Here is a 13,345-nt window from a genome sequence, read left to right on the forward strand (position 1 = left end):
TGGCGAATCGAAGATGAAATATTTCTTTTTTCTTGCCCTTTTTTGCTTGTGTGCCACAACAGCATGTACGGAGACGCAGAAAACGATACGGGTAACGGTCGTGAATCCTGCGACATTCGATCGCGAACACGAAATGGTTGAAATAGCGTGGACAACCGTATGCGAGAAACTTTTGTTGCAAGACGGACAAACGGTCGTGGTGCATAATGACGCCAGCGAAGAAATTCCCTGCCAACTAATTACTGAAGGAAACGAGGTACCTGTGAGCCTGATTTTCCCTGTGAGTCTTGCCGGAAACGGAAAAAACGAATACCGCATAACCGTCGGTAAACCGGCCCATGTGGATCCGATGACCTACGGCCGTTTTGTGCCCGAACGGAAGGATGACTTTACGTGGGAGAACAACCGCAGCGCTTTTCGGGTGTACGGACCGGCATTAGAAGCAACCGGCGAGATCAGCAACGGGATGGATTTCTGGGCTAAGCGTACCGATGCACTCGTTATCGACCGGTGGTATAAAGATGATCTGGCCGGTATTCGGTCATATCACGAAGATCATGGTGAAGGGCTGGATTTCTACAAAGTAGGCCGTACGCTTGGGTTGGGAATGACAGCGCCTTACGTCAATGACAGTCTGTGGCTCGGAAATAATTTTACGGAATACAGGATTCTTGATCAAGGGCCTTTACGCATTGCCTTTGAGCTGCGTTACAAACCGTATAATGTGCAAGGCTTCGAAGTGAATGAGACGCGTCGAATCTCACTCGATGCATACAGCTACCTCAACCGGATCGAACAGATATTTGAAGCTGATACGGCAGAGATGACACTGGCTACCGGTATCGTGCTGCATGCGCAGACACCTGAAGACATTCTTTCTGATGCCGAGAACGGAATCATGGCTTGTGAAACACCGACAGACTCGATCAACGGGACGATCTATGCCGGCGTAATCCGCCCGGAATCGTTCCGTGAAATCAGAACCGGTCATGGACATCTGCTGGGTATCAGCCCTTATCGCACAAAAACAAACTATGTGTATTATGCCGGCGCCGGATGGAGTAAAGCCGGATTCGACAATTTCGCCGCATGGATCGACTTCCTGAAGCAGGAAACCCGAAAAATTAAACAACCTCTTAAAATAAACGTTGAATGAAAGCCTCTAAACTATCCTGTCTGGGACTTATCGGTGTTATTCCGGCTTGCATACATGCCCAAGAACACCGCGCCGACGACACCTTACGTCCCAACATTATCTATATTTTTCCTGACCAGATGCGTAACAGTGCGATGGGATTCTGGAACGATCCGGCTTTTGCTTCGCATCTGCAAGGTAAAGCGGATCCGGTCGAAACACCGAACCTGAATCGTTTTGCCAGGGAGTCGGTTGTTTTCTCTTCGGCCATGAGCAACTGCCCCTTAAGCAGCCCGCATCGTGCATCGCTGCTTACAGGCATGTATCCTCACCGGAGCGGAGTGCCGCTGAATGTGAACAGCAGACGCCCTTTCAGTACGCTGCGTAACGATGCTACGACTGTCAGCGACGTCTTCAGTCGTAACGGTTATGACTGTGCTTATATCGGAAAGTATCATCTTGATACCCCTACGCCGAACGATCCCGAGAACCCGGGAAACTATGTGGAGAATCGTGACCTCGTTTGGGATGCTTATACTCCTCCCGAAAGACGACATGGCTTCAATTTCTGGTATTCGTACGGTACATTCGATGTACATAAGCATCCGCACTATTGGGATACTGACGGTAAACGACACGATATCAATCAATGGTCACCCTCGCACGAAACCGATATGGCCATCAGTTATTTGAAAAACGAATTCGGCCGGCGTGACGTATCCAAACCGTTCTTTCTGATGATCAGCATGAATCCGCCGCATCACCCGTACAACTCGTTCAATGACTGCATGGAGGAGGATTACACGCACTACAAAGACCGGACATTGAGCGAACTGCTTGTACGCCATAATGCCGATACGACAATGGAGAAGTCATCTTCAGCGGCATATTATTTTGCACAGATCACAGGCGTGGATCGGGAGTTCGGCCGCTTGCTCGAAGCTTTAGATGAATTGGGATTGTCGAAGAATACCATGGTGGTATTTTCTTCCGATCACGGTGAAACGATGTGCAGCCATGGTTTGCAAGACGCTAAAAACTCACCTTATATTGAATCGATGAATGTTCCTTTCCTGATACGTTATCCGCAGAGGCTTAAACCGAAAGTGGTCGACTATCTGCTCTCCAGTCCGGATATTATGCCAACACTGCTTGGATTGAGTAATCTGGGCCAACACATTCCTCATGAGGTACAGGGGACCGACTTCTCAAAAGCGTTGTTCTCCAACCAACCTGACAAGCCATTGCCCGATGCTGCTTTATATATACGGAATATGGATGGTCGGCAAGATCAAGACGGTAAGGTAAGAACGTATGTTCCAGTGGCGCGTGGTATCAAAACACATCGTTATACGCTCTCTCTTACAGTCGATAAGGAGAATAAGCAACTGAAAGAAATCTTGCTTTTTGATGATCTCGATGATCCGTACCAGATGAATAATATCGATTGGAATACCCGGCCTCAGCTGAAACGACAATTATTGATACAGCTGGGACAGTTGCTCAAAAAATATGATGATCCGTGGTATAAAGACGGTATTCTGAAAGATTTGATTATGTATGAATAAATACACGTTATTCTGTAATAATGAAGAGGTGAAAAAATGAAGAAATTACTTTTTTCTCTTATCATATACTTCTTGCCGGTTTGCACACTATTTGCCTATACTGAAAAGAATTTGTTGCAACGGAAAACCTCGGAAGAGAGGTTAAAAGAGCTGCTCGTCTTGCATCAACAGTGGGTGGCTTACCCCGATTATACCGATCGTCAAGGCTGGGATGCCCTGTTCGGTGAATTTAAAGATGTCTATATCCGACGGGGTGAGAAAGCATTGGAGTATCGCTGGCAGGTCATTCAGGCAATGGACTATATAGAATACGAACGAAGCGGATCGCGGAAGATCATGGAGAATCCGTACAATGAAAACGCACAGACCCTGACCGATCTCTTTCTGGCCGAACTTGCCGAAGGAAAAGGGCGTTTCATCGAACCGTTGGCTAACGGCGTCTTCTATTTCTGCGAGATGACTTCGTGGGCGCTCTCGGCTCATGTACGTCTGCAACACGACAATCGAACACTCCCTAATCATGGCGAACATGTGATTGCACTTGTCTCGGCCGAAGTCGGCGCCGAACTTTCGTGGATTCATTACTTTTTCCGTGATGAATTGGATAAAATCAATCCCGTAATATCACAGCGAGTGCGCGACGAAGTGGAGAAGCGTATCCTGAAAACGTATCTTGAAACCGATCATTTCTGGTGGATGGCCATGAATTACAAGCCGGGAGATATGGTGAACAACTGGAACCCGTGGTGTAACTTTAGCGTACTCCAGTGTTTCATGCTGCTCGAAAACGATACCGACAGACTGGCCAAAGCGGTCTATAAAACGATACGGTCGGTCGATCATTTCATCAATTACAGCAAAGCCGACGGCGCCTGCGAGGAAGGCCCATCCTATTGGGGACATGCGGCAGGAAAACTGTATGATTACTTACAGCTCCTTTGCGATGTTACCGGCGGACAGCTGTCCCTTTTTGAAGATCCTTTGATCCGCCGCATGGGGGAATACATCTCTCGCTCGTATGTAGGTAACGGATGGGTAGTCAATTTTGCCGATGCTACGGCCAGGCTCGAGCCCGATGCGGATTTGATCTATCGGTACGGAAAAGCGGTAAACAGCACCGAGATGATGGCTTTTTCCGCCTTTCTCAGAAAGAATGAGCAGGCTCCGCAAGCTCCGAATAATCGCCGGGACGTATACCGGACATTTGAAACCTTACGCTTTCACCATGCGTTGAGTACAGTCACGCTTCCTTACTCAGCCCCAGCTACCACGTGGTATCCCGAGACCCAGTTTTGTTATATGAGAACCCGTGGCGGACTTTTCTTTGCCGGTAAAGGAGGACATAACAACGAGAGCCATAATCATAACGATGTCGGTACGTTCTCGCTGTATATCGATGAGACTCCCGTACTGATCGATGCCGGTGTAGGTACTTACACCCGACAGACATTCGGTGACGAACGATATACAATCTGGACGATGCAAAGTCTTTTCCACAACCTGCCGGAAATAAACGGAACCCAGCAGGCATTCGGAGCGAAATATAAAGCGGAGCAGATGAAATTTACACCGGCAAATCGTACGTTATCGCTCGAATTGAAGCAGGCATATCCTGAGGAGACCTCCATACATTCGTGGAACAGGACTTATCGGTTACGGGATAAGCAACTCGAGATAAATGACCGTTTTTCGCTGGAATCACCTGAAAAGAGGAATAAACTTCATTTTCTGACGTGGGCGAGAGTGGATCGGAGCATCGAAGGACAGATCGATATGGAAGTACAAGGGAAAAAAGCGCGCCTGTCATACGACAGAAATATATTTACCTCTTCGGTCGAAACGATTACGTTGACCGATCCGCGTTTGTCAAACGTGTGGGGAAAGGAACTGTACAGGATTACGCTTGAGGCAAAAGAGCTCTCTCTAAGCGGTCATTACCGGATTGTCATTTCACGGAAATAAATAAGGTTTATTCGTTATAATATAAATGTGTAGTATGCAAAAAAAAGTGATTACCTTCGGAGAGGTCATGCTTCGTTTAGCGACTCCCGGATATTTGCGATTCATTCAATCTGCCAGTCTCGGGGCAACATTCGGCGGGGGCGAAGCCAATGTAGCCGTTTCACTTGCTAATTACGGCATCCCGGTCGAGTTCGTCACACGGTTACCTCAAAATGAAATTGCCGAATGGTGCATTTCCGAACTGCGAAAATACAATGTGGGTGTACAGCATATCCTTCGCGGCGGTAACCGGGTAGGCATCTATTTTTTGGAAACAGGCGCTGTAGCACGGCCTTCGAAAGTCGTATACGATCGTGCCGGATCTTCCATTGCCGAGATCATACCGGGGATGATTGACTGGGAAGAAGTGCTGAAGGATGCACAGTGGTTTCATTGGACAGGTATCACTCCTGCGCTTTCGCAGGGGGCAGCCGACGCATGCCTCGAAGCTATACGGACGGCCAATGAGATGGGCGTAACCGTTTCATGCGATTTGAATTACCGAAAGAACTTGTGGAAATACGGGAAAAAGGCTTCGGAAGTCATGCCGGCGCTCGTTGAAGGATGCGATATCATCCTCGGTAACGAGGAAGATGCCGAGAAGGTGTTCGGCATCAAGCCGGAAGGATTTCAGGCCGAGCATACCGGAGGCAAGCTGGAAGCGAATGAATTCGAGTCGGTCTGTCGTCAGTTGATGCAGAGATTTCCGCGTGCCCGGAAAGTCATTGTCACTCTGCGCGGATCGATCAACGCCAACCACAATACGTGGGGCGGGTGCTTATATTCGGACAAACTGTATGCATCGCGCCAATACGATATTACGCATATCGTAGATCGGGTAGGAGGGGGCGACTCGTTTATGGGCGGACTGATCTACGGACTGATCACCTACCCGCACGACGATCAGCGGGCGCTCAATTTTGCCGTGGCGGCATCGTGTCTCAAGCATACGGTTTACGGAGACTTTAACCTCATGTCAGTGAGCGAAGTGGAGCAACTGATGGGAGGCGATGGATCGGGCAGAGTAGTAAGATAATATTAATTATTAAAATAATAAAAGAAATAAAACGATATGGAACAGTTTAAATTAGAAGGTAAAGTAGCGCTTGTAACAGGAGCATCTTACGGTATCGGTTTCGCTATTGCGTCGGCATTGGCCGGAGCAGGAGCAACCATCGTGTTTAACGACCTGAAGCAAGAGTTTGTAGACAAAGGGTTAAGAGCTTATAAAGAAGCCGGGATTGAGGCTAAGGGATACATCTGCGATGTGACCGACGAAAAGGCGGTCGATGCGATGGTCGCACAGATAGAGAAGGAAGTGGGAACAATCGATATTCTGGTTAACAACGCCGGTATCATCAAACGTATCCCGATGCACGAGATGAGCGCCGAAGAATTTCGGCAAGTGATCGATGTCGATCTGAATGCTCCGTTTATTGTGGCCAAGGCGGTTATTCCCGCGATGATCAAAAAAGGACACGGAAAGATTATCAATATCTGCTCCATGATGAGTGAATTGGGGCGTGAAACCGTTTCGGCATATGCTGCCGCCAAGGGAGGACTGAAAATGTTGACACGTAACATTGCCTCGGAATACGGACAGTACAACATCCAGTGTAACGGTATCGGACCGGGTTATATCGCCACACCGCAAACGGCACCGCTACGTGAAATACAGCCCGACGGTTCGCGTCATCCGTTTGATTCTTTCATCATTGCCAAGACGCCGGCCGCCCGATGGGGTACGCCCGACGATTTGGCCGGGCCTGCTGTCTTTTTGGCTTCCAGTGCTTCGGACTTCGTGAACGGACATATCTTGTATGTCGACGGAGGTATCCTTGCTTATATCGGTAAACAGCCTTAATTAACAGGAATTCCATTGTGATAAATATGGCAAGATTCGATAAGAAAGAAACAATACGGACCATGACGGATACGGGCCTCGTGCCGGTGTTTTGTAGTTGTGATGTGGAAGTGGCCAAGCAGGTTATCCGTGCCTGCTATAACGGAGGGGTCAGGGTCTTCGAGTTTACGAACAGAGAAGAGGCAGCTCACGAAGTGTTCGGAGCGGTGAGCCGCTGGATCGTTGAGGCTTGTCCGGAGATGATACTTGGCGTCGGATCCATCGTCGATGCCCCGACCGCTTCGTTATACCTGCAGTCGGGGGCTAACTTTGTTGTCGGTCCACTGACGAACCCCGACATTGCAAAAGTCTGTAACCGCCGGCTCGTTCCTTATATTCCGGGTTGTGGATCGGTATCGGAAGTGGGATATGCGCAGGAGTTGGGTTGTGATATCTGTAAGGTCTTTCCCGGCGATGTGCTGGGCCCCGGCTTTGTCAAAGCGCTCAAAGCGCCGATGCCGTGGTCGCAGGTGATGGTGACGGGAGGTGTTAAGCCCAAAGAAGCGAACCTGAAAGCCTGGTTCGATGCGGGAGCAACATGTGTCGGGATGGGGTCTAACCTGTTTCCGCCCGAGGCCATAGCTTCCGGTAACTGGGAAAAGATTACAGACATTTGTGCACAGGCATTAGGTGTTATCCGTGAGGTTCGGAAGGAGTAAAAAAAGGGTAGGGTAGTTAAAGAAGTAAAAGATAGTAAAGAAGTAGAATATGAATATGAGAAATGAACAAAAGACAAATTACAGATGGGTGATTTGCTCATTGCTTTTTTTTGCGACGACGATCAATTACTTAGACCGACAAGTGCTGTCGTTGACATGGGATGAATTTATCAAACCCGAATTTCATTGGAACGAAGATCATTACGGTACTATCACGGGGTTGTTTTCGCTCATCTATGCCATCTCGATGCTTTTTGCCGGCCGATTTGTCGACTGGCTTGGGAGTAAGAAAGGATTCTTGTGGGCCATTGGTGTTTGGTCGCTCGGAGCGTGTATTCATGCATTGTGTGGTATCGTCACCGAGCAATACACCGGACTGGCCTCGGCAGCCGAATTGGCACAGGCTACAGGCGACGTAGTTGTCGTCATCGCTACGGTGAGCATGTACGCTTTCATCGTCGCACGTTGTATGTTGGCGATCGGTGAGGCCGGCAACTTCCCCGCAGCCATCAAAGTGACGGCCGAATATTTTCCGAAGAAAGACCGGGCCTATGCCACGAGTATCTTCAACGCCGGTGCATCGATCGGCGCATTGATCGCTCCTTTATCCATCCCTCCTTTGGCCAAAGCCTTCGGCTGGGAAATGGCTTTTATCATCATTGGAGCATTGGGATTCGTATGGATGGGATTCTGGATCTTTATGTATGAAAAACCGGAGAAGAACGCACGTGTCAATCAGGCCGAGCTCGACTATATTCTTTCGGATAAAGATACGGACAGTCTGCCGGCAGATGCATCGGAAGAGAAAAGTTCGTTTATCCGCTGCTTTATGCACCGACAGACGTGGGCTTTCGCATTCGGCAAGTTCATGACCGATGGCGTGTGGTGGTTCTTCCTCTTCTGGATTCCGTCGTATCTGAACACGCAATTCGGTATCAAAACGACCGACGGACTCGGTATGGCGCTTATCTTCACGCTCTACGCCATTACGATGCTCTCGGTTTATGGGGGTAAACTGCCGACTATCATTATTGACAAGACCGGGAAGAATCCGTATGCCGCGAGGATGCAGGCCATGCTTATCTTTGCCTTCATTCCTCTGATTGTGCTGATGGCACAACCGTTGGGTACGATCTCCCCGTGGTTCCCCGTTATCCTGATCGGACTTGGAGGGGCTGCACATCAATCGTGGTCGGCCAATATTTTTTCGACCATCGGGGATATGTTTCCCAAGTCGGCCATCGCATCCGTGACCGGTATCGGTGGTATGGCAGGAGGCATCGGTTCGCTGATCCTGCAGAAGTCGGCCGGTAAACTTTTCGTGTATGCCGGTGAGACGAATCTGCAATGCTTCGGCTTCGAAGGTAAACCGGCCGGTTATTTTATCATCTTCTGTGTCTGTGCCGTGGCCTATCTGTTGGGTTGGGTGGTGATGAAAAGCCTTGTACCGAAATATCGGCCGATTGAAAAATTGTAGGGAAATCTTATTGGAGGTGGATCGCTGACCGACATTTCTCGTGGAGATGTTTGATTCATCCGGTCAACGGTAATCTTGAAAACGTCAAAATTACCATATTGACAGATATGTAATTGGCCGAAATATTGCAGAATAAAGAATCAATATAAAGGAGTCATGAAATATGTGTTTTACGTGATTTGGTTTGTGAATATGTGATAGCAATACACACAGTGAGTGTAAAAAATCAAGGTGTGAAATGATGTTGTCTATCTTTTTCCTTACCTTTGTTGTGTTTATAGAGGAATAATTTAAACAATATAAAATGTAAAAAAGTTGTACTGAAATATAATACGAAAGCGTTAGCTTTATTCTGACCGGCAGAAACTTCGCAATTTTTTATCGGTGTAAGACGAAAAAGCATTGACGCTCACGTAGTACGTGCTACGTGGGCTTTCTTGTTCTTACACCGGGTTGTGCGAAGACCTCTGCCAGTAATGAGAATGTCCCACGTACTTTTTTGGGTACTTCTATTATCATTAGAATCGGGTTATACGCAATTTACCCGATGATAAACAAAGATATATACATAGGACCGCTAATTCGGCAAAAAGTCAAGGAACGAAGACTTTCGATCAATCATTTTGCTGCACAAATCGGATGCTCAAGAAGAAGAGTATATAATATTTTTGAACAAAAAAGTATTGATATCGATTTGCTCTGTATAATTTCCGAAGTCCTTGATTACAACTTTTTGGAAGAAATCTATGTAAAAAAGAAAACACTTTTGCCCGAGCATATATTTATCTATGGATACGGTATCTCCATTGATCCCCGGTATATTCCGGAAGAAATACGGAAAAAATTTCTCCAATACGAAGAATTCAGGATAAAAAGTAAGGAATAAACGGTAATATTATATTGAAGATAACGATTGGCTATCAAAAACTATTCTTCCCATACAATATATGCTGAAATCAGCCAGTGATTAAGTTTCTCGCCATGTGATGCTTGTGCCTGTGGAATACTGAATCGTATAATATGGGTTCCGCTGTCCATGTTTAGAGGAATCTCTATCGGTGAAACCAGGCTGCCCGGACACCAGTTCGAGCGCGACAAATCAGATGAAGCTAATGACTCTTCTATTTCTTTTTCTTCATATCCTTTTTCCCCAATATATGAGGCCATACGCTTAACCAACCATACACCGGCAGATGGATTATAACGACGAAACGAAGCGCAATCGTTTCGCCATGGGATAAACCGAAAAACCTCTGAATTGTCGACATAAATACTATGTTCCGTCGGTTTAAATTCATCTCCCCCTGAATGTCCTCCATGCCCCGTTGCGATATATTTGATCCGTACGTTTTTGGCCTTCGGAGGGATATGGAAACTCGCTTCAAGGTCCTTGCGACAAAAGATATCCGGATATGATTGTCCCATATAGTAAACCGTGTTGATAATCGGATTTACCGATATTTCTTTTGTTTTTTTACCAAAGACTTCTATATCAATATCGAGATTGACCAGAAACCCTTCTTTCGTCCAAGTGTCAATATAAATCCCTACGTATACACTGTCTTTAAATATTGAGTAAAGATGAGTGATATCCTCACTCCATTCCACGTTTTCCGCCCAACGGTCGATATAAACGGGCTTTTGTTTACTCTCCGAAGAGTCATTCTTACTGTAATAACCGACTCCAAACGGCGTCATGAAACGCATCAATTCAATCACCGGTTGATATTTCTCACTTGCGACGATACCTTTCAGATTCTCGTATTTCATACTGTCGACAAGTGGATATTGCTTCTCTCCTTTGGCAATGTTAATCATATGAATTTCAGAATTATGTGGAATAATAAAACACGAGCCGGTCTTATCCCATGGGTCTCCATCAGAAGAAAGAGTGATGTGAGCTGTCAGCTTCATCTGCAAATTCTGTTCATGGAAAGGTAAGGCGATCTTTTTTAATATGATACGTCCATTTGTGAGGTGAATGATCTTATTGGAATCGGTATAGATGTAATTTTTTTGATATAAATTCGGGTCAAAACAAATTCGTTCATTATCGAAAACTCGAACAGTCTGCCCCGAAACCAACAGGCAACCGGAAGTCCATAGCAGAATACACAAATAGAATGTTTTCATGATCTTCGTTATTTTATTTTTTTAAAGAGACAAATGTAGACACAAAAATAAAACGCACAAACTAACGTGCAAATAAAAAACATTATCGTGCATTTTTTTATACAATCTAAAAAAGTAATTCCTGCTTAGTTGAAATATTTTTGCAAAAAAATCAATGAAGGCATGTTTACCAATTTTTGGTATGAAATATATGAATCCTTAAAAAGAAAGCCCACAAGAGCGATTCTGACGGGTATCGGCATTGCTTGGGGCATTTTTATTCTAATTTTATTAGTGGGAATTGGTTCGGCGTTTGAAAGAGGTGTATTCAAGATATTCAGTGGTTTCTCAAAAAGTATGACTTATGTTTATGCATCCGAAACGTCCTTGGGATATAAAGAAAGCCAAGCAGGCAAACGGATCGCATTTACGGAAGAAGACTTACGGATGTTGAAAGCAGGAATACCGGAAATAACTCATATCTCTCCTGAATCCAGTCGATGGAGTACGGTTTATGCTGATGAAAAAAACGGAAGGTTTGAAATTAAAGGTGTCTATCCGGATTACTTCGAGATAAAACGACTAGAAACAGATAGCGGACGCATATTGAATATATTGGATATGCAGGAGGGCCGTAAGGTTGTTTTAATCGGGGCAAATGTCGCGGAGGTGCTGTTCAAAGATAAACACGCAACAGGGCGATATATACGTATCAATCACGAAATATACCGGATTTCAGGCACAATTAAAAACACGATATTGAGTGCTTATGAAGCTCGAACGATTTATATGCCCTATTCTACATATATACAGTCTTATGCTGATGCCAGAAACTCTCCGACGATGGTATATGCCTTGAAAGACAAGGCTGATGTGGCACAAACTAAGCATCGCGTGCGAAACTTGATGGCACGTAAGTACCGATTTGATCCGAGAGATGACAATGTGTTTTATTTCAATAGTATGGAAGAGCAAGTTAAAGCATTCACAAGTTTATTCTCTATGCTGAAAAAATTTTTGTGGTTCATGGGAATAAGCACATTAGTAAGCGGGGTGATTGGGGTCGGAAACATCATGTATGCAGCAGCCAAAGAACGTACTCGTGAAGTCGGAATACGAAAGTCAGTCGGCGCAAGTGCCGGTATGATAAAGGCCATGTTTTTATGGGAAGCTGTAGCATTAACCTCTATTGCCGGTTATATCGGGATTGCAGCCGGATGGGGAGGATTGAAGATTATCGGATTGTTTATTTCGGAAGATACCGTAATGATGGAAAAGCCCGGTGTGGACCTGCCGACAACAATTGCAGCCGTATTTATTTTGATGATTTCCGGAATTCTGGCCGGATTGAAACCTGCGATATATGCCGCAGAATTAAATCCCGTCGAAGCTCTTAAAGAAGAAATTTGAATCATGAAAATAGTTAAAGCAGTAATTATCATCATGCTCTTGGGATGTCTCGGTTTTGTTCTTTACCGTGTATTGGGCAACAATAGTCAAACACAGAATTCTGACACTGTCTCAGCCGGATACCGCAATATTGAATATAGATTGAGAATCTCCGGTATTATTCTACCGCATAAAGAAATCGAAATAAAATCTACCATATCAGGGGTCTTGGAAAAATTGTTGATACATATAGGTGATGAGGTAGATTTGGGACAGCCTATCGCACGAGTACAATATGTAAAAGACCCGATGGAACATAAGCAGCTACAAAGTCAATTAGAAGTAGCGAAAGAAAAGCTTGATCATGCGGAGGCTATTTTCAGGCGTACAGAAGATTTGTATCGAAAAGGTGTTATTACACTGGAAGAGTATGAAAATGAAAAAAGCAATTTAAGCATTCTTCATTCGAACTATCAGTCGGTTTTGACGGAAATAGGCATGCTAAAAGGTATATATGGGGAAGGGAGTATCTCCAATATTATCACAGCAACAAACAGTGGAACAATCTTGGAATTACCGATTAAAGAAGGGGGCTCTGTGATGGCTAGAGGTACATTGAGCGAGGGGACGACCATTGCAAAGATAGCAGATCTGAAGTTGTTGATTTTCAGAGGAAGTGTTCTCGAATCCGATATGGTGAACCTGCATGTCGGAATGCCGGCGACCTTTACCCTGATGGCGGCAAAAGGCATTCATCTCTATGGGACATTGAACATGATTGCACCGAAAGGGACTATTCAGGAAGGCGTTTCACGTTTTGAAGTAACTGCTAATATAGAGATTCCCGATTCATGTCGCTCATACATCAAAGCCGGATGTACGGTCAATGCCGAAATCGTTATCGACAGAAAGAAACATGTATTGGCATTAGAAGAAAAATATTTTCAGTTCAGTTATGATTCGGTCTATGTGGAAATACAAAAAGAAAACGGCGATTATGAAAAGCGTTTCTTGAAAACCGGCATATCCGACGGTACATATACGGAAATCGTTTCGGGACTGGACAGTTTGGATAGGATAAAAGTAACTGAAAACAAATAA

At 45.5% G+C, this 13,345-nt stretch carries 11 protein-coding genes; 10 read left to right on the forward strand and 1 reads right to left on the reverse strand.

The annotated features are described in order from the left end of the window. The first annotated feature begins 13 nt into the window (after positions 1–13). The 8 genes from BFO_RS09935 to BFO_RS14495 all read left to right on the forward strand — a co-directional run bounded on the left by BFO_RS09935 (position 14) and on the right by BFO_RS14495 (position 9,629). Complete coding sequence (locus BFO_RS09935; protein ID WP_014225585.1) at positions 14–1,156, forward strand: DUF4861 family protein; 1,143 nt, start codon at positions 14–16, stop codon at positions 1,154–1,156. Continuing rightward, a complete protein-coding gene (locus BFO_RS09940) occupies positions 1,153–2,703 on the forward strand; it encodes a sulfatase family protein (RefSeq protein ID WP_014225586.1) in 1,551 nt (516 codons plus the stop codon). The genes BFO_RS09935 and BFO_RS09940 overlap by 4 nt, the downstream gene beginning before the upstream one ends. Positions 2,704–2,739: 36 nt before the next feature. After that, positions 2,740–4,665 carry a heparinase II/III domain-containing protein gene (locus tag BFO_RS09945; RefSeq protein ID WP_014225587.1) on the forward strand — a complete coding sequence of 642 codons (1,926 nt, stop codon included), beginning with the start codon at positions 2,740–2,742 and terminating at the stop codon, positions 4,663–4,665. Positions 4,666–4,699: 34 nt separating this feature from the next. Next, the gene (locus BFO_RS09950; protein ID WP_014225588.1) at positions 4,700–5,740 is read left to right on the forward strand and encodes a sugar kinase; all 1,041 of its coding nucleotides are present in this window, start codon (positions 4,700–4,702) and stop codon (positions 5,738–5,740) included. A 36-nt stretch (positions 5,741–5,776) separates the two neighbouring features. Next, positions 5,777–6,568: a gluconate 5-dehydrogenase gene (locus BFO_RS09955; protein WP_014225589.1), complete on the forward strand. Its 792-nt coding sequence runs from the start codon at positions 5,777–5,779 to the stop codon at positions 6,566–6,568. A 26-nt stretch (positions 6,569–6,594) separates the two neighbouring features. Further along, positions 6,595–7,266 carry a bifunctional 4-hydroxy-2-oxoglutarate aldolase/2-dehydro-3-deoxy-phosphogluconate aldolase gene (locus BFO_RS09960; RefSeq protein WP_041590858.1) on the forward strand — a complete coding sequence of 224 codons (672 nt, stop codon included), beginning with the start codon at positions 6,595–6,597 and terminating at the stop codon, positions 7,264–7,266. 49 nt (positions 7,267–7,315) lie between these two features. After that, positions 7,316–8,743 (forward strand): MFS transporter, encoded by a 1,428-nt coding sequence (locus tag BFO_RS09965; RefSeq protein ID WP_014225591.1) that lies wholly within the window; start codon positions 7,316–7,318, stop codon positions 8,741–8,743. A 547-nt stretch (positions 8,744–9,290) separates the two neighbouring features. Next, positions 9,291–9,629, forward strand: coding sequence for a helix-turn-helix domain-containing protein (locus BFO_RS14495; RefSeq protein ID WP_014225593.1), 339 nt, complete (start codon positions 9,291–9,293; stop codon positions 9,627–9,629). 41 nt (positions 9,630–9,670) lie between these two features. Here BFO_RS14495 and BFO_RS09975 read toward each other — a convergent pair whose 3' ends face one another. After that, on the reverse strand, positions 9,671–10,876 hold the full coding sequence (locus tag BFO_RS09975) for a PNGase F N-terminal domain-containing protein (RefSeq protein ID WP_014225594.1): 1,206 nt from the start codon (positions 10,874–10,876) through the stop codon (positions 9,671–9,673). 162 nt (positions 10,877–11,038) lie between these two features. On the opposite strand from BFO_RS09975, the gene BFO_RS09980 reads away from it, so the two are divergent. Both BFO_RS09980 and BFO_RS09985 read left to right on the forward strand, forming a co-directional pair. After that, a complete protein-coding gene (locus BFO_RS09980) occupies positions 11,039–12,265 on the forward strand; it encodes an ABC transporter permease (RefSeq protein ID WP_014225595.1) in 1,227 nt (408 codons plus the stop codon). A gap of 3 nt (positions 12,266–12,268) precedes the next feature. After that, the gene (locus BFO_RS09985; protein WP_014225596.1) at positions 12,269–13,345 is read left to right on the forward strand and encodes an efflux RND transporter periplasmic adaptor subunit; all 1,077 of its coding nucleotides are present in this window, start codon (positions 12,269–12,271) and stop codon (positions 13,343–13,345) included.

The organism is Tannerella forsythia 92A2 (assembly GCF_000238215.1).
Lineage (GTDB): Bacteria > Bacteroidota > Bacteroidia > Bacteroidales > Tannerellaceae > Tannerella > Tannerella forsythia.